Origin of the sequence: Neisseria bergeri (assembly GCA_003044455.1) — a bacterium.
GTDB lineage: Bacteria > Pseudomonadota > Gammaproteobacteria > Burkholderiales > Neisseriaceae > Neisseria > Neisseria bergeri.
In genome coordinates, this window is record POWY01000001.1 from 124,160 (window position 1) to 148,186 (window position 24,027).

Consider the following 24,027-nt stretch of genomic DNA (forward strand, 5'->3'; position numbering starts at 1 on the left):
GCACTTATCTGCAAGTGCGGCATTTTTACTATAGGCTGTGTTCCAATAGGTATTAATGGCGGAAGATCACCATTGATAGCCGACAGCCGCTCCAAATAACGGTTTTTTGGTATTGTTGCCGGAGAAATTGAACGAAGCACCTGCCTTCAGGATTACTTTGCCGTTATCTGAGAGGCTGGAGTAACCGATTGCAAGAGCCTGTTCACCGTTGTAGTGTGCCGTAGAAGCGGATACCATCGAGTGTCCCGCATAAGTCGGTTGAGGAAGGAGTGCAACCGCTCCTGCTTTGGCGATACCGCCGTTCATTGATTTATCCAACTTGTCGACTTTTTGCTCTATAGAGGAAATCTGTTCAGAGGAGGACATATTGTTGATTTTCTCTTTCCCATTTTCGGAAAGGGTTAGAGTTAGTTTGTTATTTGAATATTCAATTTTAACGTCTGATTCAGACTCATTGAATTTATCCGGTAATCCTTGAATTAGATTCTCACGAAATTCCTCAAGCTTTTCCTCAATCTTTTCAGGTACGTGGTTATACAGTTGATACAGTTGATCTCCGGTAACCGCATCAGTCGAACCCAGACCAATCCCACCATTTGCAATATTGGTAATCAGGGTGCCACCGCCGTCATAGCCGATGGGAAACGGCCCACGTGTAATAAAGTTCTCCGGATCGTATGTATCTTCAACTGTTTGTTTATTTTCATCATCAGTTATTGGGTTTATAACCAGTTTTCCAACCGTCGTTGCCCCATTGCCGTCAGCCTGAGCGTATGGTACGGCGGATATGCCGATTCCTGTGGCTGCTGCTGTGAGGATGAGTTTGGATATTGTCGTATGTTTTTTGTCGGTGCGGGTCATGATTGTATCGATTAGAGTAAAGTTAACGTAACCTTCCGATTATATATTCAGACCCTTACTCTGTAAATAATACGTTGTATTATCTTATCCATTTTTTTTTTTTTTTCAATGGTTTATGTTGGTCATTGTATAGTGGGTTAACAAAAATCAGGACAAGGCGACGAAGTCGCAGACAGTACAAATAGTACGGAACCGATTCACTTGGTGCTTGAGCACCTTAGAGAATCGTTCTCTTTGAGCTAAGGCGAGGCAACGCCGTACCGGTTTTTGTTAATCCACTATATATTTGTGCGTTGTGGGGCTGCCTTTTATGCACGGGTATGAGAATGCCGTCTGAAAAAGGTTTCAGACGGCATTGTGTGTTTAGGGTTTATTTTTTCATCGCTTCGCTCATTGCCTTGATATTGTGGCGGTACATGCCGATGTAGGTGTCTGCGGGCGCGCTGCCGAGTGCGTCAGAGTAGAGTTTGCCGCTGACGTTGACGCCGGTCTCTTTGGCGATGCGGTCAACCATACGGGTGTCTTTGATATTTTCGGTAAATACGGCTTTGATGCCTTCGCGTTTGATTTGTCGGATGATGGCGGCGACTTGTTTGGCTGAAGGCTCGGCTTCGCTGCTCACGCCTTGCGGGGCGATAAATTCGATATGGTAACGTTTGCCCATATAGGAAAAGGCATCGTGCCCGGTCAGGACTTTGCGTTTGGCGGCAGGGACGGCGTTAAATGCGGCTTGTGCGTCGCTGTGCAGTTTTTTGAGCTGCATTTGGTAGTTGCCCAAGCGTTGTTGATAATAAACTTTGCCTTCGGGGTCGGCCTTTATCAGGGCTTCGGCGACGTTTTGGGCATAGGTGGACATAAGGACGGGGTCGTTCCAGACGTGGGGGTCATATTCGCCGTGGTCATGGTGGTGTCCTTCGTGGTCATGGTCATGATCGTGGTCATGATCGTGGTCGTGATGGTGTCCGCCTTCTTCTTCGGCTTTGAGGGGTTGGATGCCTTTGGTCGCTTCGGCATAGGATACTTTGCTTTGTTTGACGGCACGTTGCACATCGGCGGCTTCAAGTTCTAAGCCGTTGATCAGGACGAGTTTTGCACTGCGGATTTTTTTAATGTCGCCACTGGTCATGTGATAGGCGTGCGTATCTTGGTTGGCTCCGACCAAGCTTTGTATAGATACGCGCTCTCCGCCGATTTGTTTGGCAACGTCGCCCAAAATGCTGAAACTGGTTACGACGGGCAGGGGGGCGGCAGTTGCGGCAGTGGTTAGCAATGCGGCAATAAGGGTGAGTTTGAGGTGTTTCATAACTGTTCTCCTGTGATATAACGTAACATCTGTTATGGTAAAACAAGCCGCCTGTTTGTTCAAGCGGCTTGCGGAGTCAGGTGGTGTGGTGGCGGTGGTTTTTGAGCCATTTGGTCAGAATGCCGCCTTCTTTGCCGAGTATGACGGAAAAGAGATAAAGGACGCTGCAACAGAGGATGATGGCGGGACCGGAGGGAATTTCGATGTGGTAGGAAATGAGCAGTCCGCTCAGTCCGCATAGCAGGGCTGTCAGAACGGACAGAAGGATGAGTGCGCCCATGTGCTTCGCCCACAGGCGGGCGGTAATGGCTGGCAGCATCATGAGTCCGACGGACATGAGTGTGCCGAGGGCTTGAAAGCCGGATACGAGGTTCATGACGACCAGGACGAGAAAGAGGACGTGCCAAAGCCCACCTTTGCCGCCGACGGATTTGAGAAACAGGGGGTCGATGCTTTCGAGTACGAGCGGGCGGTAGATGACGGCAAGGGTAAGCAGTGTGAGGGTGGATACGGCGGCGATGAGCTGCAGGGCAGGGATGTCGACGGCAAGTACGGAGCCGAAAAGCAGATGCAGCAGATCGACGCTGCTGCCGTTTTTGCTGACGAGGACTACGCCGATAGCAAGGCTGCTCAGGTAGAAGGCGGCAAAGTTGGCATCTTCTTTCAGGGTGGTGAAGCGGCTGACGAGTCCGGCAAGCAGTGCCATCAGCATGCCTGCGGCTACGCCGCCCAAACCCATGGCGGGCAGGCTCAAGCCGGCAAACATGTAGCCGACGGCGGCACCGGGCAGGACGGCGTGGCTGAGTGCGTCGCCGATCAGGCTCATACGGCGCATGACGAGGAATACGCCGACGGGTGCGGCACTGAGGGACAGGCAGAAGACGGATGCGAGGGCGTAGCGCATGAAGTCGAATTCTGCAAAGGGGGCAAGGAGCAGGTCGTAGAGATTCATGGTTTTTCGGTTTCAGACGGCATTTATGACGCGCACCACTCGGGGCTTTCCTGTTGCTGCATTTTGGCGTTGGCTTGAGCGAGGTAGGGTTCTGTCAGAATGGTCTCGGTTGCACCTGCCGCAATTTTTTCACGTGCAAGCAGCATAGTGTTAGGAAAGTAGGCACGGACTTGTTCGTAATCGTGCAAAACGGCAATGATAGCGTGTCCGTTGCAATGGCATTTTTGCAACACGTCGAGAAGCTCGTAGGTTGTCCGTGCATCAACGGCGTTGAAGGGTTCGTCAAGCAGCAGGAATTTGGCGTTTTGGACAAGCATCCGTGCAAACAGGACGCGTTGGAACTGTCCGTTGGAAAGGTGGGCAATCTGGCGGTGGGCAAACTGCCGCATTCCTACACGTTCCAAGGCTTCGTGGACGCGTTGTCTTTGAGCGGCATTTATCCCTTTGAAAAAGCCGATTTCATACCAAAGCCCCATTGCCGCTAAGTCGAAAACGGTCATAGGCTGGGAACGGTCGATGTCGGACTGCTGGGGAAGGTAGGCAATGTTTTGGCGGGTCAATCCGTCCAGCCGGATGCTGCCCGTGTCGATAGGCTGCAATCCCATTAAGGATTTGAGAAAGGTGGATTTCCCTGCGCCGTTCGGTCCGAAAACCGCCCACATACTATGTTCTTCAAAAGTAATGTCGACGTGGTGTACGGCGGGGCGGCGGCGGTAGCTGACGGTCAGGTTTTCGACAATGATGCTCATGCGGATACTGCCCAAAAGTAAACGCCCCATAAAAGGGATACGGCAATCAGGGCAAGGATGAGGCGGAAGGTCAATCCTGATAGTAAAAGGGAAGGTGTCATGATGATTTGCGGTTTTAAAAGGGAAGGCGGTAAAGCGTTTATCGTTATATGGCGGATATGATACTGTATAACGTTTGGTCTGTAAATTTTGCTTGAATGGATGGGAGTGCTTGTTAAGCAGGGGGGGCGGATTGGGAATATCGTTGTCTTGTTGATATTGCGGCGATAAAAAATGCCGTCTGAACGTTCAGACGGCATTGGGGGAAAACGGTTTGAATCAACCTTTGCGTGCAGGCAATTTCTCTTTAATGCGTGCAGCTTTGCCGGTCAGGCCGCGCAGGTAGTAAAGTTTGGCGCGGCGGACATCGCCACGGCGTTTGACTTCGATTTTTTCGACGGTCGGAGAGTACAGTTGGAAAGTACGTTCAACACCTTCGCCGCTGGAGATTTTGCGGACGATGAAGTTGCTGTTCAGACCACGGTTGCGACGGGCAATAACCACGCCTTCGTAGGCTTGCAGACGGCTGCGGGTACCTTCCACGACGCGTACGGATACGACTACGGTGTCGCCTGGTGCAAATTCGGGGATTTCTTTGTTCAGGCGGGCAATTTCTTCTTGCTCGAGCTGTTGAATCAGGTTCATTGTTTTTTTCCTAAATTATGATTGGATTTCCCGTTGCTCTTGCCGGATAGTTTCCAAGAGGCGGGATTCCTTTGGGATTAAAACGCGCTTTTCCAAAAGATCGGGTCTGCGCTCCAAGGTGCGGCGCAGCGATTGTTCCAACCGCCATTCCGCTATCAAGCCATGATTGCCGGAACGCAATACTTCCGGAACAGCCATGCCTTGAAATTCTAAGGGTTTGGTGTAGTGGGGGCAGTCCAAAATGCCGCTTGAGAACGAATCCTGTTCGGCAGACTGCATATCGCCCAATACGCCGGGTACGAGCCTCAATACCGCATCCATCAGCATCATGGCGGGAAGCTCTCCGCCGGAAACAACGAAGTCTCCGATGCTGATTTCTTCATCGACGCTGCTTTGCAGCAGCCTTTCGTCTATTCCCTCATAGCGTCCGCACAGCAGAATCAGATGCGGGATCTTGGCCAGTTCTACCGCTTTTTTATGTGTCAGCGGTTTCCCTTGCGGACTGAGGTAGATGACTTTTGCGGTTTGGGAAGATTGTGCTTTGGCGTGTTCTATCGCCGCATGAAGCGGCGAAGCCATCATAATCATTCCCGGACCACCGCCAAAGGGGCGGTCGTCGATATAGCCCAGCCTGTTGTCGGCAAACGCTCGGGGGTTAACCGATTTAAACTGCCAAATCCCCTGTTTGTTTGCACGCCCCGTTACGCCGTAGCGAGTAATGCTGTCGAACATTTCGGGGAAAATGGTAACTGCCTGGATAAGCATCAGTAGTCCAAACCCCAGTCGGCAGTAATGGTCTTGCTGCCGGTATCGACGGTTTCGATATATTGGGAAACGAACGGAATCAGAATCTGCCCGTGTTCTCCGTCAATCATTAATACGTCGTTTGCGCCGGTTTCCATCAGGTTGCTTACCTTGCCTAAAACGGTATAGTCTTTGTTGACGACGGTCATGCCGACCAAGTCTGCCCAGTAGTATTCGTCTTCTTCTGTCGGGGCGAATGCTTCACGGGGTATTTCGATGGTGTAACCGCGCAATGAGAATGCTGAATCGCGGTTGTCTATGCCTTCGAATTTGACTTGGAGTTCGCCGTTGACGACTTTTCCGGCTTCAAGGGTAACGCTGACGGTTTTGCCGTCCTTGACCAAATGCCACTCGGGGTAATCCAAAAGGCTGTCGGAATACTCGGTATTGGCAGCAATTTTTAGCCAGCCTTTTATGCCGAATACACCTTTGATGTAGCCCATGGCTACCCGGTTTTGAGTGTCTGTCATGTCGGAAAATACGGATTAGGCGGCTTTTTGTTCTTTAATCAGTTTTGCAACAGAGTCGCTAACCTGCGCACCTTGTGCAATCCAGTGGTTCAGGCGGTCTGCGTTGAGGCGTACACGCTCTTGTTTTTCGTTGGCTACGGGATTGTAGAAGCCTACGCGTTCAATGAAGCGGCCGTCGCGGCGGTTGCGTGAGTCAGTAACGATGACGTTGTAGAAAGGGCGGTGTTTTGAGCCGCCGCGTGCCAAACGGATAACTACCATTTTGAGTCCTTTTGAGAAAATCGGATATATGGAAACTGCCGATTTTAGGTTATTTTGTGGTCGGTGCGCAAGTTTTTATTTGTTTTTTCTGTTGTTTTGTCTGCCGCAAGGTTCAGATATGCGCGGTACAGGTTTTTTTCGGTGTCCGATTCCTTGAGGGTAAATCCTGATTTTTCAGCAAGTTTGATCATGGGGGTATTGGTTTTGAGAATGTCGGCACTGATGGCGCGGTAGCCTTGTTGTGCGGCAGTACGGATGACGAGCCCCATCATTTTTTGTGCCAGCCCGCTGCCGCGCATATGTTCTGCCAGTGCGATGGCGAACTCGCATTCGTTGCGGTTCAGGCGGCTGTGGCGGGCGACGGCGACGATGTTGTCGTTATTATCTCTTGCTGTCCATGCGGCTTCGCAGTAGTAGTCTGGGTTGCATAAGCGTGCCAATGTACCTTCAGGAAGTTCGTTGGTATGGGTCATGAAGCGTGTGTACCGTGCTTCGGGGCTGAGGCTGCGGACGAACTGCTGTTTGGCTTCTGCGTCTTCGGGCAAAAGGGGGGTAATGGTAACGGTCGTGTTGTTTTTTAGGGACAGTGTTTTGGGGTGTGCTGCGGGATAGGGGGCAAGTACGTTGGGTACGGCTGCTTCGGTTTCGGTTTTGCTGCCGAGCAGTTCGGCGGCAGCTTCGCTTGTGTGTCGGAGGAACTCGGAGGCTGCAGGGTTTTTGTGTTTCAGGTATTGGGCGGCACTTTGCATTTTTGCGGCGGCGTGTTCGAGGGTTTGTACGGTCTTGCTTGTTGTTTTGCGTCCGGGTGCATTGTGTGTTTCGGGTGCTTTCAGGTCAAAGTCGGTATTGTATTGCCCGCCGTTTAGGTTGAGGGTGATTTTGCCGATGTGCAGGTTGTGGTCGGAAAGAGTGGTCAGTGTGTGAAGGAACTGGTTAAGGGTTTGCGGGTCTTCCAGTTCAGCAAACTGGGCGATATGGAGGCTGTCCTGTGTGGTAAACGGGGGAAGGGCGGCCGTGGTTTGCCCTGCGTACCGTACGGTCAGAATATTGCCGTAAATGGGATGGCTGTCGAATTGGAATTGTACGGCGTTGTGGGTGGAAGAGCGATAGAGTGGAAGGTACAGGGATTCTGCAAGCAGTGATAGGTTGGCTGTTTCGAGGGCTTTTTTGATATTTTGGGGTTGCGGGGTTTTCAGACGGCATGGTTTCAGCGGTGCGGTGCAAAGCTGCAGCTGCTTTAGTTCGGCGGCGGTATTGTGAAAGGCGAGTGTGCGGATTGCCTGTGTGGGTGTGTCGAAGTGGTTTATGCCGTCTGATACGGGGCTGCTGATGAGCAGGGGTTTGGCAGTTTGTTCTGATAGGCGGATAAGCGCGCGTGCTGTTTTTTTATAGTCTTTGTGTCCGGAAGGGGTGAGTATTGTCAATACGACTTGCGTATCGGGGTGTGAAAGTTGGCGGGATACGATGTTGTGGTAGAGCGAGGGCGTGGGCGTGCAGGTTATGTATCCGTTACTGACTTGACGGGATATTGTCGGGAAGTGGAGCGAGAGGTTTGCCGGTGTGTATGCGTGCAGCCATTCGGCAGGCGTGTCGGACAGGATGTCGAGTTGTGACAGCTGTGGAAGATTAGATAGTTGGGCGCGTAGTGCGGCTTCGAGGTCGTCGGTGTTGAAGCTGATGAGGAAATTGCAACGGCGGGCGAGGCAGTGCAGTACGGCACGGTCGGTTTCTGTCGTGCGGCAGGTAATGTGGAGAATCAGCGGCGTATGGCGGGTAAATTGGCGGATGGCGCTGAACAGCCTGCGCTGGTTTTCTTCAGGGTTGTGGTGTAGGACGGCGGTTTTGGTGTGCAGGCTGTGGCCGAAGCGGTTGAGCCAGTCGGCGGATGTGATGGGGCTGATGCTGTAGTTCAGGCTGATGTGGCGGGATATGCCTTGATGGAGTTTTTTGAGGACGGTATCGATTTGGCGGCTGACGGCGGCATCTCCGGTCAGTATGGCGGTATAGCCTGCGGCGTATTCGTCATGGGTGCTGATGTTGAGTCCGAGCGAAGGAATCTGAATGCCTGCTGTGGTGCAGGCGGTAATGTTGAGGTGGTCTCCGTGGTGTTTGCGGATGGCAGTTTCGGCGGTGTGCAGTTCTGCGGCAGACAGGCTGTCCCAGTCCTGTATGAGGATGATGTGTCGGAGCTGCTTTTTACGGCAGGTTTTGAAGAGGGTGTCGTAACTGTCGGGCGGGGTAACGGCAATAATTAGGTCTGCACTGCCGGGGATTTTGTTGAGGCTGGTGTAGGCGGGCAGTCCCGCTATGGTGTGGTGGCGCGGGTTTACGGGGGTGATTTTTCCTTGAAAGGGCGTACTCAGCAGGTTGCTGAGTACGCGTTCGCCCAGGCTGTACGGACGTTCGCTTGCGCCTATCAGGATGATGTGGTTGGGCATGAAGAAGTAGCCGGGATCGGTTTGTGTCGGCATGATATATTCCTTTGCGGACGGTATGTGCGTGATTTTTGGAGATGCACCCGCTGTGTGTTTGTCTTTGGGTAACTGTTTGTGTAATGCCGTCTGAAGCGGGTTCAGACGGCATTATGGTCAGTTCGCACTTTTTTCTGGTTTGGAACCGGTTTTTTTCTTGGGCAGGATAAAGCGCATCCGCAGACCGTTCGGTTTGATGTTTTCGGCGATGATTTTGCCGCAGTGCTGCCCGATGATGTGTTGTGTCAGGGCAAGTCCAAGCCCTGTTCCGGGTTTGTTGGCACTGGAGTCTGCACGGTAGAAAGCGGTGAAGATGTGCGGGAGCTGCATTTCGTCCACGCCGGGACCGTTGTCGGTAACGTCGATTATCCAGTGTTTGTGGTCTTGTCCGATGTTGATCAGGATGGTGCTGCCTTCGGGGCTGTAGTTGACGGCGTTGCGGATGACGTTGTCGAAGGCGCGGTACAGGTAGCTTTCGTTGGCAAGGATGGTTGTGTTTTCGGGGATTTTTCCGTCGACGGACAGGGCGACCGTCTGTCCGTTCTTTTGGGCGATACTTTGGTTGTCTTCTACCAGGTTGCCCAGAAAGGGCAGGAGTTTCAGGCTTTCTTTTTCCAAAGCCATATTGGAGGTTTCGAGACGGGATAGGGTTAACAGTTCCCCGACCAGCGTATCCATGCGGGTCAGTTCGCCTTCCAGCCGTTTGAGATATTGCTCCTGTTTTTGGGGCTGCGCCTGAATCAGTCCGACAATTGCCTGCATGCGTGCAAGGGGAGAGCGCATTTCATGGGAAACGTGGTGGAGCAGGTGGCGTTCTTTGGCAACGAGTTTTTCGAGTTTTTCTGCCATTTTGTCGAATTGGAGGGCAAGATGGGACAATTCGTCATCACGGTCGTCGACCTGTTGGGAGATGCGGGTTTCAAGTTCTCCGTTTGCCACCCTGTCCATGCCGTTGCCTAAGATTCTGATGGGTTTGGCAATGTTGCCGGCAAGGATATATGCCATCAGCAGTCCGACGATGATGATGAAGGAGAGGATGATGAATTCGTGCCAAATCGGGGCAAGCGGCAGGCCCGGGATAAACAGCGGGCTGGGCAGGCGTTGTGCCTGGCGGTTGTCCCAGCCTTTAATGAAGAACAGGTATTCTTCGCCGAAACGGTCGTATTCGATGCGGACAAGGTTGGAATGGGGGTTGTTGGCGGCAAACAGCCGGGCGCGTTCTATGGTGTAATTGTCGATATAGCGGTTTAAGATGTCTTTTTTCTCGTCGCCCTGTATGACGTAAACGGCGGATGAGACGGGGCTGTCTTTCCATTCGGTCAGGATTTCGCGTGCGCCGTTGTCGCCCCGTGTCTTGAATGCGGAAATAATGCTGCTCATCAATGTGGTTTCGATGGTGCGGCGTTGGTTGAACTGGTTTTCGGCAAGGGTGTTCTGCACCAGCCAAAAAGAAAAACTCGCCACAAAGATTGCGCAGACGATAACCGCGCAAAATGTGGCGAAAATGCGTTGGAACAGTTTCATTTGCCCGCTGCTTCAGTTTTTGACAAACAGGTAGCCCAAGCCGCGTACGGTTTGAATCAGCGAGGCATCGCCCAGCTTGTGCCGGATGCTGGAAATATGCACGTCGATGCTGCGGTCGAATTTTGCCAGCTTGCGGTCGAGTGCTTCGACGGACAGGGTTTCTTTGCTGACTACCTGCCCGGCGTGGCGCATCAGGACTTCGAGCAGGTTGAATTCGGTGCTGGTCAGTTCGAGCGGCATGTCTTTGACGGATGCCTGGCGTTTGGCGGGGTACAGGACGACATCGCTGACGGAGATGCTGTTGGGTGCGTTGTTCTGTTCGCCGCTGTGTTGTGCGCGGCGGAGGATGGCATTGATGCGTGCCAAGAGTTCGCGTGGTGTGCAGGGTTTGGGGACATAGTCGTCCGCACCCATTTCCAAGCCGATGATTCGGTCGATGTCGTCGCCTTTGGCGGTCAGCATGATGATGGGGACGGTGCTTTGGGCGCGTACGTTTTTCAAGACATCCAAGCCGTTCATTTTGGGCATCATGGAATCCAATACGACTACATCGTATTGCCCGCTCAGGATTTCCTGTACGCCTGCTTCGCCGTCGGGAACGCTGTGGACGTTCAGACCTTCGGCGCTCAGGTATTCGGTCAGCAGTTCGGTCAGCAGGGCATCGTCATCTACGAGTAATACGCGGCTCATGGTGTTTCCTTTTCCGTGGTGGTATGCGCCCGCTAGGTTTGGGACGGGCATGAAACAGGTGTTTAACGGTTTATCTTAACACGGCTGCAATGTTTTTTGATAGCGTATTTTTCTGGGTGTTTGCTGTTTTTTGCAATGCTTTGCAAGGGTTTTTATATTTCAGACGGCATACACATCCGCCGGCGCGGGTCATTTGCAGGGTTTTGCTTCCGGATGACCGGGCGCGGCGGCGAAGGCTTTGCAGTCTTTGAGCAGTTCGGGCAACAGCGGCGCCCATACGGGCAGTTTGCGGATTTCGTCGGCGTATCGGGGCATCAGGTAGGGGTAATAGGACTGTGTCGCCCGCATCCATTGTTTTGCTTCTGCAACTTTGCCTTGCCGCATCAGGTAGAGGGCGATGCGGTAGGTGGCGGAGTAGGGGCGGTATTTTAGTGCTTTGAGGGTTGCTTCTTCCGCCCAAGTCTGGGTTTCGGGGTATTCCGGCAGGGCGAAGTTTACGAGGGAGAAGTCGGCATAAAAGGACAGCATCGGACTGTTTGCGGAAATATAGCGCAGTTCGTTGATTTTCCGGTTGAGGGTTTTGGCACTGTCGTCAGTGGCGGGGGAAAAGGCGTTAACCAGCCGGGTGTATGTCCAGTCCAAGTGCAGCAATCCTGCGAATATGGCGGCGGAGGCGGTCAGTATGCCAAGATTGGCGGCTTTTTTGAAGGCGATGCCGTCTGAAGCCTTTGCGGGGGACAGAAAGAGCATCAGTCCGAAGGGGATGAGGAAATAGACATACCACAAAGGATATTCGAGCATACTGTGGCACATACTGACGGCAAGCGTGCAGATCAGGAAAAGCGATGCGGGGGTCAGGGGGCGTTTCAGCAGCCCGGCAATGCCGGTCAGCAGGGTTGCGGCAACCAGAAGCGTGCCGCTGATTCCCATTTCTGCAAGGAGTTGGAGGACGATGTTGTGGGAATGGGTGAACAAGTTGCTGAGGAAGTTGTTGTGTATGGTGTGCTGTTCGGCATTGATGAGGAAGGTTTGTTGGGCAAAACTGTTCCAACCGTGCCCGAATATCGGGGCGGATTGGAAGGCGGCGACGGCTTTGCGCCATTCGATTTGGCGCGGCAAGTCTGTGAAACCGCCGTTGGCGACGCGTTCGACGGCAGTTTCGTAGCGGATGCCGGTAAAGGTTTCCAAAACGGTGTTCATGGAAAATTGGAACAGCGCGGTAAGGAGTACGGCTGCGGCTATGCCGAGTATCGTCCGTCTGTTGGATTTGTCCGAACGGAAATACCAGAAGGGAAGGATGAGGGCGATGGCGGCTATGTAGGTCAAGATGGTGCGCGAATTGACCAGGCCTAAAACGGCGGTCTGCATAATCAGGCAGATTGTGCCGAGGGCGGCGGGGATTTTTCGTTGTCCGTTGAGGTAGGCGGCGGCGAGTATGCCCCACATGAGGTAGTGTCCGAGGTTGTTGCGCTGCCTGATGTGTCCGATTACGCCTTGCCCGCTGTAAACGATGATGTTTTGAAGCAGGGGGGTGTCTTCCCAGCCGGCAAACTGGATGACGACGATGCAGGATTGAAGCAGGGAGCCGATAAGCAGCGACCAGGCAAACAGGGTAACGATGCGTTCTTGTCCGTAGTGTGCGACCAAACTCTTGCAGGCCCACGCGCTGACGGCGAGCAAGATGAAAACCCAAGAGGCGATGTCGTTCATTCCGGGGTAAATCAGGTTCATCAGGCGTGCCTGAAGCCACCAAAATGCCGCCATGGCAAACAGGAAGAAGCTGATGGCGGGGATTTTGACATCAAACAGCTTTTTTCCTGCCGTGAGGAACAACAGGACAATCAGGCCGGCTGCGGCGGCGGCATCGTGGTAAAAGTCGGGCGACGGTTCCAGCCTGAGCGCGAAGGTAAAGGGGACTATGCCTATCCAAAGGAAGCAGGGCAGGATGTAAATCGGCAGTTTGGCGGCGGGGCGCGCGCCGGATACGGTCGTTTCAGCGGACATTGTTTGTTTCCTTGTATTGTTTGACGAACGACAGGCAGGATATGAAGAAGATGATGCTGAATACTGCGGAAAGCGCGGCGCAAATCTGTTCTGCCGGATAAGCGTCGAACAGGCGCATGACGGCTTCGGCAAAATAAATCAGAACCAGCATAGAGCTGTATTGGTAGGTATAGATTTTTTTCTTCAGAATACCTGAAAGCGGCAGACAGAGGGGGAGGGCTTTGAGCGCGAGCCACGAACCGCCCGGGCGCAACGGTGCAATCCACAGTTCCCAGGAAAGGGACAGGATTATCAGTGCAATCAGGCTGAAAGAGGCAAGGAGGTAAGCGGTTTGTCTGTTCACGGCGGTCTTTACGGTTTAAGGGCGGACAAGGGGGAGCGGTATCCCAAATCCTGCAACATCGAAACGGTTTCATAAACGGGCAGCCCCATAATGCCGCTGAAGCTGCCTTCGATAGATTGGATAAAGATGCCGCCTATGCCTTGTACGGCGTAGGCGCCGGCTTTGTCCATCGGTTCGCCGCTTTGCACATAGGCGGAAATTTCTTCCGAACTCAGGGGTTTGAAAACGACGCGGTTGGTTTGGACGCGGCTTGACGTTTTGCCGCGATAACGGATGCATACGGCAGTCAGGACGGTATGTTGTTTGCCGGACAATCGGTTTAAAAATTCGATTGCTTCGGCTTGGGAGCGGGGTTTGCCCAATATGATGCCGTCTGAAACAACGCAGGTATCCGCTGTAATCAAGGGAAAGTCAGGCATTGCGCCGTTGGTTTCGCAAAAGAGGGTCAGGGCGGTTCGGTTTTTTTCTTCTGCCATCCTTTGGACGTAATGGGCAGGGTCTTCGTTCTGTCTGACCGTTTCGTCGATCTCGGCAGGCAGCTTGACGACCCGATAGCCCAACTGCGTCAGGATTTCCATTCTGCGTGGGCTGCCCGAACCTAAGTAAAGGGTGTTCACGGTGTGCTCCTTAATGTGCGACGGGGCTTCAGACGGCATAGTGTCAGGTTTTTGCAGGCGGCTGTATGTCGCCATCCTGTTCTGAACGTGGAGTGAAGAAGCGTCCGAACCAAATACCTGCTTCGTATAAGAGAATCAGCGGAATGGCGAGCAGGATCTGAGAAATAATGTCGGGCGGCGTGATGATGGCGGCAATGACAAAAGCACCGACAATGACATAGGGGCGGGCATGTTTGAGCTGTCCGGTTGTTACCACGCCGATTTTGGTTAACAGGATAACGACAATGGGGACTTCAAACGTTGTGCCGAATGCGACAAACATCCCCAAGATGAAGGAGAGGTATTTGTCTATGTCGGTCGCCATATTGACCCCGACAGGGGTAACGCCGGCAAGGAATTTGAAAATGACGGGGAAAACTAGAAAGTAGGCAAATGCCATGCCGATGAAAAACAGGCTGACGCTGGAGAGGACGAGCGGCGTAATCAGGCGTTTTTCGTTTTGGTAGAGTGCGGGGGCGACAAATGCCCAGATTTGGTAGAGCGTATGCGGCAGTGAAACCAAAAACGCCGCCATCAGGGTAACTTTGACCGGTACGAAAAACGGTGCGATGACATCGGTCGCAATCATACTGGTGTCTTTGGGCAGGTTTGCCATCAGCGGGGCAGCCACAAAGGTATAGAGCTGCTGGGCAAACGGCATCATGCCGAAAAAGCAGACGAGAATGCCGACAACCATCCACATCAGGCGGCGGCGCAGCTCGATGAGATGCTCGACAAGCGGTTGGACGGTTTGTTCGTTTTGTGCTTCGGACACCGGATTTGCCTTCTCTATTGTTTACGGACGCGCAATTTCGGTTTGGCGCGGTGTTTCGGACGCAAATCGCGTTTGCGGCTTATTGCCTGTTTGCGCAGGGAAGTGGTGTGCGGAACAGGCGTTTCGATGGCGGTATCGACATAGCTGACTTCGACGGTCTGTACGGCGGGTGCGGCGGCAGAAGCAGTCAGGTATTCCCGCCATGCTCGGTCTTTATCGGTTTCCGAGGGTTCGGCTGTACTGCCGGTTTGCCTGTCGTCCCCAAGGGTTTCGGCGGAAGTATCGGAACGTTCAGACGGCATAACGTCGGAAATGCCGTCTGAACCGCCATTGTCCGCATCGGGAAGGGGGGTGCCGTTTTCATCGATACCGAAATCGGCAGGCGTGCGCTGTTCGGGCAGTTTTTCCCAGGGCTTCAGACCATCGGAAATGTCGTGCAGGCTGTTATGCATATCCGTATCGGTTTCTTTGAGGCTGTCTCGAACCTGAGCGGCGGCAGCTTCAAATTCCTGCTTTGCCTTCCTCAGCTCTTCCAGTTCGATTTGCGTGTCAAATTCTTGTTTGACGCTGCCGACAAAGCGTTGCAGCCTGCCGATGAGCCGTCCGGCAGTGCGGGCGGCTTCGGGCAGGCGTTCCGGACCAAGGACAATCAGGGCGATAACGCCGACCAAAATCAGCTCGCCCAAACCGAAATCAAACATAAATTACGCTTTGTCTTCGTCTTTTTTGTGTTCGATTACATCGTCTTTTTTGGCTTCTTTGCTGTCTGTGCCTTCGTTCAGCCCCTGTTTGAAGTCATGAACCGCGCCGCCGAGGTCTTTGCCGACGTTGCGCAGTTTTTTGGTGCCGAATATCAAAACGACGATAATCAGTACGATAATCCAGTGCGTCAGAGAAAAACTGCCCATGATGTATCCTTAAGTAAGTATTAGGGGTTGATTGTGAAATAACGGTTTATACGGGTGTGCCCATGATGTGTATATGCAGGTGGAAGACCTCTTGTCCGCCGCCTTTTCCGGTATTGATAAGGGTTTTGAAACCGTCTGCCAGTCCTGCCGCTTTGGCGATTTCGGGAACTTTCAACATCATTTTGCCCAGCAGCATCTGATGTTCGGAAGCGGCGTGTGCCAACGAATCGAAATGGACTTTGGGAATCAGCAGCAGATGAACCGGAGCGGCGGGGTTGATGTCTTTGAAACAAACCATTTCGCCGTCTTCATAGACGGTTTGCGCCGGAATCTCTTTGGCGGCAATTTTACAGAAAATACAGTTGTCCATAACGGCTCCGATGCCGTCTGAAAGGCGGTCAGACGGATTGAATGTGGGAAAGTGCGGATTGTAATATAAATTCAAGATTCTGTGCGAGCGGCTTTTTCGGTCAAGCCTGACAAACCTTGACGGCGCGCAAGTTCGTCCAGTACGTCTTCCGCCTTCAGGTCGTGGTGTGTCAGAAGAATCATGGTGTGAAACCATAAGTCGGCGACTTCGTAAATCAGGTGGGACGGGTCTTTGTCTTTGGATGCCATTAATACTTCGCCCGCCTCTTCAATGACTTTTTTCAGAATTTTGTCCTCGCCCTTGTGCAGGAGCTGTGCGACGTAAGATTCGGACGGATCGGCAGATTTGCGCTGGATGATGGTTTGTTGGATGGCGGATAGTACGGAATCTCCCATGATTTTCCCTCTGTTTGTTTCTGTTTGTTCGGAATGATAGGCTAAACGGCTGTCCTCGGGCAATACGCCTGTTGCGTTTCGTTGGAAAAATGCCGTCTGAGCGTTTCAGACGGCATTTGTGCTGTTGCAAATGTAATTTGCTTACAGGTTTGGATTCACAATAATTTTAACGGCGGATTCGTTGTTGTGAATCAGACGCTCGAAGCCTTCGGAAACCAGTTCGTCCAGCTTGATGCGCTGGGTAATGAAAGGCTCGAGGTTGATTTTGCCTTCTTCGACCAGTTTGATGGTTTCGGCGTGGTCGTTGCAGTAGGCAATCGTGCCGCGCACATCCAGTTCTTTCATCACGACGCTGTGGACGTTGACGGTGGCGGGGTGGCTCCAGATGGATACGATAACCAAGTTGGCGGCGGGTTTGCAGGCCTCGACCAAAGTATCCAACACTTTGTTCACGCTGGTGCACTCAAATGCCACGTCCACTCCTTCGCCGCCGGTCAGTTTTTTCACTTCTGCAACAACATCGACTTCGGACGGGTCGAGGATGTAGTCGGCAACGCCGGATTCGCGGGCTTTGTCTTTGCGCGCCTTGCTCAATTCGGTGATGATGACTTTGATGCCTTTGGCTTTCAATACGGCAGCCAACAGCAAACCGATTGGGCCTGCACCGCCGACCAATGCGACATCGCCTGCTTTCGCGCCGCTGCGTACATAAGCATGGTGGCCGACAGACAGAGGTTCAATCAAAGCAGCTTGATCCAATGGGATTTTGTCGGAAATCGGATGCACCCAACGGCGTTTGACGGCGATTTTTTCAGACAAGCCGCCGCCGCAGCCGCCCAAGCCGATAAAGTTCATGTCTTTAGAGAGGTGGTAGTTGCTGCCCGGGCCGGTCGGTACGTCATCGTGTACGATGTAAGGTTCGACCACAACGTGTTGGCCGACTTTGATGTCGTCCACGCCTTCACCGACGGCGTAAACCACGCCGGAGAACTCGTGACCCATGGTAACTGGCGCAGACTCGCCGGAAATCGGGTGCGGATGGCCGCAGGGCGGGATGAAAATCGGGCCTTCCATGAATTCGTGCAGGTCGGTGCCGCAGATGCCGCACCAGGCGACATTGATGCCGACGGTGCCGGGGGCGACGGCCGGTTCGGGGATGTCTTCGATGCGGATGTCGCCTTTATCGTAAAAACGTGCTGCTTTCATTGTAACGCTCCTTGTTTTCAAGTAGGAATGCCGTCTGAAAAATGTCGGACGGCGGTTGAAATGGGAATGGCGTGAAGAAGCCTGACCGTTTCCGGTTGAATCTGTTTAGATGTTATTTTACTACAAGAGACGTGTTTAAGCACGCGGAAGGCTTTCTGTTTGCGTCAGGTCAAATAATGATGCCGTCTGAAAACCGAATCGGCTTCAGACGGCATTTATATCGTAACGGTCGGATTGGGTAGGTTGGCGTACCTGTCCGGTTTTCGGTTTGGCAAACCGTTTTTTTGTCGGGTTCAGTGTTCTCTGATAGGCGGTTGCGGCATCGGATTTGCCCAGCCCTGCCAGCACGCGGATATGCTCGGCAGCAGATTGTGCCAGAGGTTCAAGGGTGTAACCGCCTTCGAGTACGGATACGATTTTGCCGGGGCAGCCCGATGCCGTCTGAATGATTTTGTGTGTCAGCCAGGCAAAATCCGCCTCGTGCAGGTTGAGCCTGCCCGATTCGTCCAGACGGTGTGCGTCGAATCCTGCCGACAGCAGTACCAGTTCGGGTTTGAATGCGGCAAGCCGGGGCAGCCACTGTTTGCGGACGGCTTCGCGGAATGTGCGGCTGCCCGTTCCCGGCGGCAAGGGCAGGTGCACCATATTGCCGCCGTCGGGCATATCGTTGTTTTCGGGGAAGGGGAAAAGGTCGGTTTCAAACAGGTTGAAAAACAGGATGCGCGGATCGTCTTTGAATATTTCTGCCGTACCGTCGCCGTAGTGGACATCGAAATCGATGACGGCAATGCGTTTCAGGCGGTATTCGGCAATGGCATGCATGACGCCGGCGGCAACGTTGTTCAGCAGGCAGAATCCGCCGGCTTTGCCGCTTTTCGCGTGATGCCCCGGAGGGCGGGCGGCGCAAAAGGCATGCCATGCTTTGCGTTTCATGACCATATCGACTGCCTGAACTGCCGAACCGGCGGAAAAACGGGCGGCGGACAGGGAGTTTTTGCTGATAACGGTGTCGTCGTCCAAATGGCAAATCTTGCCGTCTTCGGGTAGGCAAGATTCCAAACGGTTCAGATATTTGCTTGAGTGGACAAGTGCAAGGCGAGTATCGCTGATTTCTTCCGCCTCTACGGTTTGGAGGTGCTGCCAAATACCGGCGCGGCGCAATGCCTGCTCGATGCAGAGGATGCGGTCGGGCGAATCGGGATGGTTTGCTCCGGGTTCGTGTCCGGTGCAGGCGGGGTGGAAAAGCCAGGCGGTCTGGGCGTTTTTGCCCAAAAAAAGGCGCAGCAGGGCGTAGAGTTTCAGGAACAGGCGGGTCAGCGGCATGGGTTCGGGGAAAGGGGGTGCAGACGGCATACGGTTGGGTATGGGCAGCAAACCCGATATATTGTTTACGGTCTTATGCTATTATATACCCCGCTCGATTTTCAATCATATTTAGAAAGAACGGATAAATTATGAATCAAGCTGTTGCACAATTTGCTCCTTTGGTGTTGATTATGGTGGTGTTCTACTTCCTGATCATGCGCCCCCAACAAAAGAAATTCAAAGCGCATCAGGCGATGCTTGCCGCCTTGAAAGCCGGCGATAAAGTGGTCTTGGCGGCAGGTTTCAAGGGTAAGGTAACCAGAGTCGGCGAACAGTTTTTTACCGTGGATATCGGACAGGGTACAAAAATCGAGGTCGAAGTGGAACGCAATGCGATTGCCTCAAAAGTCGATTGATTTGTGCCGACAAGCCGCATCGGGAAAGCCCGTATGCGGCACTTTGTTTTGAATTCCAACCGAAGGCTTGACCATGTTCCGACACGCAGGGCGGCATATTCAGGATGCCGCCTTCCGGTCTCGCCTGACTGGGAAGGGGTTTTGCCTCTTCTGAAATAGCCCGATTCCGACACCACCGAAAGGGTGGGGTTTCAACCATTAAGGAACAATGATGAACCGTTATCCTTTATGGAAATATCTGCTGATTGTGTTCACGATTGCGGTTGCCGCAGTGTATTCGCTGCCCAACCTATTCGGCGAAACGCCCGCCGTGCAGGTATCGACCAACCGACAAGCCATCATCATCAACGAACAGACTCAATCCAAAGTGGATGCCGCGCTGCAAAACGCGGGTATTCAGACCGACGGGATGTTTGTTGTGGACAATTCACTGAAAGTGCGTTTTAAAGACACCGAAACGCAGCTTAAAGCGCGCGACATCATCGAAAATACTTTGGGCGAAGGGTATATTACCGCGCTCAACCTGTTGGCGGACAGCCCCGAATGGATGGCGAAAATCAAAGCCAATCCAATGTTTTTGGGTCTGGACTTGCGCGGCGGCGTGCATTTCACCATGCAGGTGGACATGAAAGCCGCCATGCAGAAAACGTTCGAACGTTATTCCGGCGATATCCGCCGCGAATTGCGCCGCGAAAAAATCCGCAGCGGTACGGTACGCCAGACTGAAAACAGTCTGACTGTTCCTTTGCAGGATGCCGGTGATGTGCAAAAGGCACTGCCTCAGTTACGCAAGCTGTTTCCTGAGGCAACGTTAAATTCAGAAGGCAGCAATATTGTATTGACGCTTTCGGAAGAGGCGGTGAATAAAGTACGCTCAGATGCGGTGAAGCAAAACATCACTACACTGCATAACCGTGTAAACGAGTTGGGCGTGGCAGAGCCGATTATCCAACAGTCAGGTTTGGATCGCATTGTCGTACAGCTCCCCGGCGTGCAAGATACTGCCAAGGCAAAAGACATTATCGGTCGTACCGCGACTTTGGAAGTGCGCATGGTGGAGGATGATCCTGTTAAGTTGCGCGAGGCTTCGGAAGGTAATGTACCCGCAGGTTATGAGCTGCTTTCAAGCGGCGGGGATCATCCTGAGACCCTTTTGATCAGCAAGCAGGTCGAATTGACCGGAGATAATATTAATGACGCCCAGCCTAGTTTTGACCAAATGGGCGCGCCTGCCGTCAGTCTGAGTTTGGACAGCGCGGGCGGCAGTATTTTTGGCGAACTGACTGCCGCAAATGTCGGCAAACGCATGGCGATGGTTTTGATTGACCAAGGAAAATCCGAGGTTGTAACCGCGCCAGTTATCCGTACTGCCATTACCGGCGGACGCGTGGAAATTTCCGGAAGCATGACGACAGCCGAAGCCAACGATACGTCTTTGCTGTTGCGTGCCGGTTCTCTTGCCGCACCGATGCAGATTGTCGAAGAACGTACCATCGGTCCGTCTTTGGGTAAGGAGAACATCGAAAAAGGCTTCCATTCGACTTTATGGGGTTTTGCCATCGTTGCTGCATTCATGGTGGTTTACTATCGTCTGATGGGTTTCTTTTCTACCATTGCATTGAGCACCAACATACTGTTCCTAATCGGTATTTTGTCTGCCATGCAGGCAACGTTGACGTTACCGGGTATTGCCGCGCTGGCGTTGACTTTGGGTATGGCAATCGACTCCAACGTCTTGATTAACGAACGTATCCGCGAAGAATTGCGTGCCGGTGTGCCGCCGCAGCAGGCAATTAATCTCGGTTTCCAACACGCATGGGCGACCATTGTCGATTCGAACCTGACTTCGCTGATTGCCGGTATCGCGCTTTTGGTATTCGGTTCCGGTCCGGTACGCGGTTTTGCCGTCGTACACTGCTTGGGTATTCTGACTTCGATGTATTCGTCCGTCGTCGTATTCCGTGCGTTGGTCAATCTGTGGTACGGACGCAGACGCAAATTGCAGAATATTTCCATCGGTGCGGTATGGAAACCTGAAGCCGAAACTGCGGCAGGTAAGGAGTAAGCTATGGAACTCTTTAAAATCAAACGCGATATTCCGTTTATGAGCTACGGCAAACTGACGACCTTCATTTCGTTGGTTACCTTTATTGCCGCCGTATTCTTCTTGGTTACCAGAGGCCTGAATTTCTCCGTCGAATTTACTGGCGGTACGGTAATGGAAGTCCAATATCAGCAGGGTGCGGATGTCAATAAGATGCGCGAACGCCTCGATACACTGAAAATGGGTGATGTACAGGTTCAGGCATTGGGTACGAACAAACACATTATGATCCGCCTGCCGAACAAAGAAGGCGTTACTTCCGCACAGTTGTCCAATCAGGTTATGGATTTGCTGAAAAAAGACAGTCCCGACGTTACTTTGCGCCAAGTCGAATTTATTGGCCCGCAAGTCGGTGAGGAATTGGTTACCAATGGTTTGATGGCATTGGGCTTCGTAGTGGCAGGTATTATTATTTACTTGTCCATGCGTTTTGAATGGCGTTTTGCCGTATCTGCCATTATCGCCAATATGCACGACATCGTGATTATTCTCGGCTGCTTTGCCTTCTTCCAATGGGAATTTTCGCTGACCGTCTTGGCAGGTATCCTTGCCGTATTGGGCTATTCTGTGAACGAATCCGTCGTCGTCTTCGACCGTATCCGTGAAAACTTCCGCAAGCCGACGATGCGCGGACATACCGTGCCGGAAGTCATCGACAACGCGATTACCGCCACCATGAGCCGCACCATCATTACCCACGGTTCGACCGAGGCGATGGTTGTTTCTATGCTGGTGTTCGGCGGTGCGGCCTTGCACGGTTTTTCTATGGCGTTGACCATCGGCATCGTGTTCGGTATTTATTCTTCCGTATTGGTTGCCAGCCCGCTCTTGCTGATGTTCGGTTTGAGCCGCGACAATATCGCCAAGGAAGCGAAACAGAAGGAAGAAATTGTGGTCTGATGTCAAATGCCGTCTGAAACTGGAAGATGTCTCCGTTTTCAGACGGCATTTCGCCGACATCGCAAAATATCGTGCAGAACAGCAAAAATTGTGTGATAATGCGCCGTTCCTGTTTCAGGAATAGGGAGTTTGCCGTTGTCGAGGCTTGGCAAACTTGTCCGAATCCCATTTGGGGTTCTTTTTATTTTTCGGAGTTTTTCCATTATGGCACTGACCGTAGAACAAAAAGCGCAAATCGTTAAAGATTTCCAACGCAAAGAAGGCGATACCGGCTCTTCTGAAGTACAAGTCGCCCTGTTGACTTTCCGCATCAACGACCTGACCCCCCACTTCAAAGCCAACCCCAAAGACCACCACAGCCGTCGCGGCCTGTTGAAAATGGTCAGCCAACGCCGCCGCTTGTTGGCATATTTGCGCCGTACCCAACCCGATACATATCGTGCGTTGATTACCCGCTTGGGTCTGCGTAAATAATTGCGCTTTCCGACACCGCCCAGAAAAATGGGCGGTGTTTTCTTTTCTGTTGCTTTCCGACAAGTTCAAATCCATATTTATTGCCCGAAAACCGCATAAACTAATATAATACAAAGTTCTTTGGAATCCTGTTCCATTTCATGCTGCCCGTGCGCTTCACAAGAGTTTCAGACGGCATCAGACGTTGCGACTCCCGCCAGCAATCAAACAGCTTTTTATCACCCATTCGAAAATCCGTTTTGCCGGTACTCGTCTTTTTATTGGAGTATTGCCATTATGACCGCAACCACTGCGTCTTCAGCCAAACCTTATCTGCAAATCCAAGGCTTGGTGAAAAAGTTTGGTGACAATTACGCTGTCGATAACATCGACTTGGACATTTATCAACACGAAATCTTCGCCCTTTTGGGCAGTTCCGGCAGCGGAAAATCCACGCTGCTGCGTATGCTGGCGGGTATGGAAAGCCCCAATCAGGGGAAAATTATCCTTGACGGTCAGGATATTACCAAACTTGCACCCTATGACCGCCCCATCAATATGATGTTCCAAAGTTACGCGCTTTTTCCGCATATGACCGTGGAGCAGAACATTGCCTTCGGTCTGAAACAGGACAAAATGCCTAAAGGCGAAATCGATGCGCGCGTCGAAGAAATGCTCCGCCTGGTTCAGATGACCAAATTTGCCAAACGTAAACCGCACCAATTGTCCGGCGGTCAGCAACAGCGCATCGCTTTGGCACGCAGTTTGGCAAAACGTCCGAAAATCCTGTTGCTTGACGAACCTTTGGGGGCATTGGACAAGAAATTGCGCCAGCAAACCCAGCTTGAGTTGGTCAATACGCTGGAACAAGTCGGCGTAACCTGTATTATGGTTACGCACGACCAAGAAGAAGCCATGACGATGGCGACCCGCATCGCCATTATGTCTGACGGTCAGTTGCAGCAGGTCGGTACACCCAGCGATGTGTATGACTATCCCAACAGCCGCTTTACTGCCGAGTTTATCGGCGAAACCAATATTTTTGACGGTGTCGTTGTTGAAGATCATGCGGATTATGCCGTCATCGAATGCGAAGGTTTAGAAAACCACGTCCGCATCGATCATGGTTTGGGCGGCCCGAGCGAGCAGGACCTTTGGGTCAGTATCCGTCCCGAAGACATCGATTTGTATAAAGAAAAACCCGAACATTTGGGCGATTACAACTGGGCGAAAGGCACGGTTAAAGAAATCGCCTATTTGGGCAGCTTCGCCATTTACCACATCAAACTCGCCAACGGGCGCGTCGTCAAAAGCCAAGTCCCTGCCCCTTACTGGTATGTGCGCAACATCACGCCGCCAACTTGGGATGAAACCGTGTATATCAGCTGGCCGGAAAACCAACCGACTCCGTTGTTCCGTTGAT

General features: G+C 52.5%; 27 protein-coding genes. 6 read left to right on the forward strand and 21 right to left on the reverse strand.

The window, feature by feature from the left end:
- Positions 1-66 precede the first annotated feature (66 nt).
- The 21 genes from DBY86_RS00685 to DBY86_RS00785 form a co-directional block, all read right to left on the reverse strand.
- On the reverse strand, positions 67-861 hold the full coding sequence (locus tag DBY86_RS00685) for a YadA-like family protein (protein ID WP_234403345.1): 795 nt from the start codon (positions 859-861) through the stop codon (positions 67-69).
- 370 nt (positions 862-1,231) lie between these two features.
- Entirely contained in the window at positions 1,232-2,164 is a 933-nt protein-coding gene (locus DBY86_RS00690) for a metal ABC transporter solute-binding protein, Zn/Mn family (protein WP_107818528.1), read from the reverse strand.
- A 76-nt stretch (positions 2,165-2,240) separates the two neighbouring features.
- Positions 2,241-3,116 carry a metal ABC transporter permease gene (locus tag DBY86_RS00695; protein ID WP_002219667.1) on the reverse strand — a complete coding sequence of 292 codons (876 nt, stop codon included), beginning with the start codon at positions 3,114-3,116 and terminating at the stop codon, positions 2,241-2,243.
- A gap of 23 nt (positions 3,117-3,139) precedes the next feature.
- Complete coding sequence (locus DBY86_RS00700) at positions 3,140-3,865, reverse strand: metal ABC transporter ATP-binding protein (protein WP_192882187.1); 726 nt, start codon at positions 3,863-3,865, stop codon at positions 3,140-3,142.
- 318 nt (positions 3,866-4,183) lie between these two features.
- Positions 4,184-4,549 (reverse strand): 50S ribosomal protein L19, encoded by a 366-nt coding sequence (rplS, locus tag DBY86_RS00705; protein ID WP_002217809.1) that lies wholly within the window; start codon positions 4,547-4,549, stop codon positions 4,184-4,186.
- Between the two features lie 15 nt (positions 4,550-4,564).
- Positions 4,565-5,314 carry a tRNA (guanosine(37)-N1)-methyltransferase TrmD gene (gene trmD, locus DBY86_RS00710; protein WP_107818530.1) on the reverse strand — a complete coding sequence of 250 codons (750 nt, stop codon included), beginning with the start codon at positions 5,312-5,314 and terminating at the stop codon, positions 4,565-4,567.
- Entirely contained in the window at positions 5,314-5,823 is a 510-nt protein-coding gene (rimM, locus tag DBY86_RS00715; RefSeq protein ID WP_107818531.1) for a ribosome maturation factor RimM, read from the reverse strand. The genes trmD and rimM overlap by 1 nt, the downstream gene beginning before the upstream one ends.
- Positions 5,824-5,838: 15 nt before the next feature.
- Positions 5,839-6,084, reverse strand: coding sequence for a 30S ribosomal protein S16 (gene rpsP, locus DBY86_RS00720; protein ID WP_096107917.1), 246 nt, complete (start codon positions 6,082-6,084; stop codon positions 5,839-5,841).
- A gap of 44 nt (positions 6,085-6,128) precedes the next feature.
- A complete protein-coding gene (locus tag DBY86_RS00725; RefSeq protein WP_107818532.1) occupies positions 6,129-8,555 on the reverse strand; it encodes a bifunctional acetate--CoA ligase family protein/GNAT family N-acetyltransferase in 2,427 nt (808 codons plus the stop codon).
- A 117-nt stretch (positions 8,556-8,672) separates the two neighbouring features.
- On the reverse strand, positions 8,673-10,079 hold the full coding sequence (misS, locus tag DBY86_RS00730; protein WP_107818533.1) for a two-component system sensor histidine kinase MisS: 1,407 nt from the start codon (positions 10,077-10,079) through the stop codon (positions 8,673-8,675).
- 12 nt (positions 10,080-10,091) lie between these two features.
- The gene (gene misR, locus DBY86_RS00735) at positions 10,092-10,769 is read right to left on the reverse strand and encodes a two-component system response regulator MisR (RefSeq protein ID WP_101133165.1); all 678 of its coding nucleotides are present in this window, start codon (positions 10,767-10,769) and stop codon (positions 10,092-10,094) included.
- A 189-nt stretch (positions 10,770-10,958) separates the two neighbouring features.
- Positions 10,959-12,773 carry a PglL family O-oligosaccharyltransferase gene (locus tag DBY86_RS00740; RefSeq protein WP_107818534.1) on the reverse strand — a complete coding sequence of 605 codons (1,815 nt, stop codon included), beginning with the start codon at positions 12,771-12,773 and terminating at the stop codon, positions 10,959-10,961.
- Positions 12,763-13,116, reverse strand: a complete 354-nt coding sequence (locus tag DBY86_RS00745) for a DUF2069 domain-containing protein (protein WP_107818535.1) — start codon at positions 13,114-13,116, stop codon at positions 12,763-12,765. The genes DBY86_RS00740 and DBY86_RS00745 overlap by 11 nt, the downstream gene beginning before the upstream one ends.
- An 8-nt stretch (positions 13,117-13,124) precedes the next feature.
- On the reverse strand, positions 13,125-13,733 hold the full coding sequence (locus tag DBY86_RS00750; RefSeq protein ID WP_107818842.1) for a Maf family nucleotide pyrophosphatase: 609 nt from the start codon (positions 13,731-13,733) through the stop codon (positions 13,125-13,127).
- A 43-nt stretch (positions 13,734-13,776) separates the two neighbouring features.
- Positions 13,777-14,547 carry a twin-arginine translocase subunit TatC gene (gene tatC / locus DBY86_RS00755; protein ID WP_107818536.1) on the reverse strand — a complete coding sequence of 257 codons (771 nt, stop codon included), beginning with the start codon at positions 14,545-14,547 and terminating at the stop codon, positions 13,777-13,779.
- Positions 14,548-14,561: 14 nt separating this feature from the next.
- Complete coding sequence (gene tatB / locus DBY86_RS00760) at positions 14,562-15,248, reverse strand: Sec-independent protein translocase protein TatB (protein ID WP_107818537.1); 687 nt, start codon at positions 15,246-15,248, stop codon at positions 14,562-14,564.
- Between the two features lie 3 nt (positions 15,249-15,251).
- Entirely contained in the window at positions 15,252-15,455 is a 204-nt protein-coding gene (gene tatA, locus DBY86_RS00765) for a Sec-independent protein translocase subunit TatA (protein ID WP_107818538.1), read from the reverse strand.
- Between the two features lie 46 nt (positions 15,456-15,501).
- A complete protein-coding gene (locus DBY86_RS00770) occupies positions 15,502-15,825 on the reverse strand; it encodes a histidine triad nucleotide-binding protein (RefSeq protein ID WP_107818539.1) in 324 nt (107 codons plus the stop codon).
- 71 nt (positions 15,826-15,896) lie between these two features.
- On the reverse strand, positions 15,897-16,220 hold the full coding sequence (locus DBY86_RS00775; protein ID WP_107818843.1) for a phosphoribosyl-ATP diphosphatase: 324 nt from the start codon (positions 16,218-16,220) through the stop codon (positions 15,897-15,899).
- Positions 16,221-16,361: 141 nt separating this feature from the next.
- Entirely contained in the window at positions 16,362-17,426 is a 1,065-nt protein-coding gene (locus tag DBY86_RS00780) for a 2,3-butanediol dehydrogenase (protein ID WP_107818540.1), read from the reverse strand.
- Positions 17,427-17,630: 204 nt separating this feature from the next.
- Complete coding sequence (locus tag DBY86_RS00785) at positions 17,631-18,749, reverse strand: histone deacetylase family protein (protein WP_107818541.1); 1,119 nt, start codon at positions 18,747-18,749, stop codon at positions 17,631-17,633.
- Positions 18,750-18,880: 131 nt separating this feature from the next.
- Here DBY86_RS00785 and yajC point away from each other — a divergent pair, with 131 nt between their 5' ends.
- The 6 genes from yajC to DBY86_RS00810 all read left to right on the forward strand — a co-directional run bounded on the left by yajC (position 18,881) and on the right by DBY86_RS00810 (position 24,026).
- Complete coding sequence (gene yajC, locus DBY86_RS00790; RefSeq protein ID WP_107818542.1) at positions 18,881-19,147, forward strand: preprotein translocase subunit YajC; 267 nt, start codon at positions 18,881-18,883, stop codon at positions 19,145-19,147.
- Positions 19,148-19,358: 211 nt separating this feature from the next.
- A complete protein-coding gene (gene secD / locus DBY86_RS00795; RefSeq protein WP_199901007.1) occupies positions 19,359-21,212 on the forward strand; it encodes a protein translocase subunit SecD in 1,854 nt (617 codons plus the stop codon).
- Positions 21,213-21,215: 3 nt separating this feature from the next.
- The gene (secF, locus tag DBY86_RS00800) at positions 21,216-22,151 is read left to right on the forward strand and encodes a protein translocase subunit SecF (RefSeq protein ID WP_107818544.1); all 936 of its coding nucleotides are present in this window, start codon (positions 21,216-21,218) and stop codon (positions 22,149-22,151) included.
- The gene (locus DBY86_RS13890) at positions 22,141-22,275 is read left to right on the forward strand and encodes a hypothetical protein (RefSeq protein ID WP_300906066.1); all 135 of its coding nucleotides are present in this window, start codon (positions 22,141-22,143) and stop codon (positions 22,273-22,275) included. Before secF ends, DBY86_RS13890 begins: the two co-directional genes overlap by 11 nt.
- An 80-nt stretch (positions 22,276-22,355) precedes the next feature.
- Positions 22,356-22,625, forward strand: coding sequence for a 30S ribosomal protein S15 (rpsO, locus tag DBY86_RS00805; protein ID WP_002217790.1), 270 nt, complete (start codon positions 22,356-22,358; stop codon positions 22,623-22,625).
- Between the two features lie 276 nt (positions 22,626-22,901).
- On the forward strand, positions 22,902-24,026 hold the full coding sequence (locus DBY86_RS00810) for a polyamine ABC transporter ATP-binding protein (protein WP_107818545.1): 1,125 nt from the start codon (positions 22,902-22,904) through the stop codon (positions 24,024-24,026).
- The last annotated feature ends 1 nt before the right edge of the window (position 24,027 follow it).

Bases quoted from the DNA above. Each gene is read 5' to 3' on its own strand.
- DBY86_RS00685 (WP_234403345.1), bottom strand. From the start codon at position 861: ATGACCCGCACCGACAAAAAACATACGACAATATCCAAACTCATCCTC.
- DBY86_RS00690 (WP_107818528.1), bottom strand. From the start codon at position 2,164: ATGAAACACCTCAAACTCACCCTTATTGCCGCATTGCTAACCACTGCC.
- DBY86_RS00695 (WP_002219667.1), bottom strand. From the start codon at position 3,116: ATGAATCTCTACGACCTGCTCCTTGCCCCCTTTGCAGAATTCGACTTC.
- DBY86_RS00700 (WP_192882187.1), bottom strand. From the start codon at position 3,865: ATGAGCATCATTGTCGAAAACCTGACCGTCAGCTACCGCCGCCGCCCC.
- rplS (WP_002217809.1), bottom strand. From the start codon at position 4,549: ATGAACCTGATTCAACAGCTCGAGCAAGAAGAAATTGCCCGCCTGAAC.
- trmD (WP_107818530.1), bottom strand. From the start codon at position 5,314: ATGCTTATCCAGGCAGTTACCATTTTCCCCGAAATGTTCGACAGCATT.
- rimM (WP_107818531.1), bottom strand. From the start codon at position 5,823: ATGACAGACACTCAAAACCGGGTAGCCATGGGCTACATCAAAGGTGTA.
- rpsP (WP_096107917.1), bottom strand. From the start codon at position 6,084: ATGGTAGTTATCCGTTTGGCACGCGGCGGCTCAAAACACCGCCCTTTC.
- DBY86_RS00725 (WP_107818532.1), bottom strand. From the start codon at position 8,555: ATGCCGACACAAACCGATCCCGGCTACTTCTTCATGCCCAACCACATC.
- misS (WP_107818533.1), bottom strand. From the start codon at position 10,079: ATGAAACTGTTCCAACGCATTTTCGCCACATTTTGCGCGGTTATCGTC.
- misR (WP_101133165.1), bottom strand. From the start codon at position 10,769: ATGAGCCGCGTATTACTCGTAGATGACGATGCCCTGCTGACCGAACTG.
- DBY86_RS00740 (WP_107818534.1), bottom strand. From the start codon at position 12,773: ATGTCCGCTGAAACGACCGTATCCGGCGCGCGCCCCGCCGCCAAACTG.
- tatB (WP_107818537.1), bottom strand. From the start codon at position 15,248: ATGTTTGATTTCGGTTTGGGCGAGCTGATTTTGGTCGGCGTTATCGCC.
- tatA (WP_107818538.1), bottom strand. From the start codon at position 15,455: ATGGGCAGTTTTTCTCTGACGCACTGGATTATCGTACTGATTATCGTC.
- DBY86_RS00770 (WP_107818539.1), bottom strand. From the start codon at position 15,825: ATGGACAACTGTATTTTCTGTAAAATTGCCGCCAAAGAGATTCCGGCG.
- DBY86_RS00775 (WP_107818843.1), bottom strand. From the start codon at position 16,220: ATGGGAGATTCCGTACTATCCGCCATCCAACAAACCATCATCCAGCGC.
- DBY86_RS00780 (WP_107818540.1), bottom strand. From the start codon at position 17,426: ATGAAAGCAGCACGTTTTTACGATAAAGGCGACATCCGCATCGAAGAC.
- DBY86_RS00785 (WP_107818541.1), bottom strand. From the start codon at position 18,749: ATGCCGCTGACCCGCCTGTTCCTGAAACTCTACGCCCTGCTGCGCCTT.
- yajC (WP_107818542.1), top strand. From the start codon at position 18,881: ATGAATCAAGCTGTTGCACAATTTGCTCCTTTGGTGTTGATTATGGTG.
- secD (WP_199901007.1), top strand. From the start codon at position 19,359: ATGAACCGTTATCCTTTATGGAAATATCTGCTGATTGTGTTCACGATT.
- secF (WP_107818544.1), top strand. From the start codon at position 21,216: ATGGAACTCTTTAAAATCAAACGCGATATTCCGTTTATGAGCTACGGC.
- rpsO (WP_002217790.1), top strand. From the start codon at position 22,356: ATGGCACTGACCGTAGAACAAAAAGCGCAAATCGTTAAAGATTTCCAA.
- DBY86_RS00810 (WP_107818545.1), top strand. From the start codon at position 22,902: ATGACCGCAACCACTGCGTCTTCAGCCAAACCTTATCTGCAAATCCAA.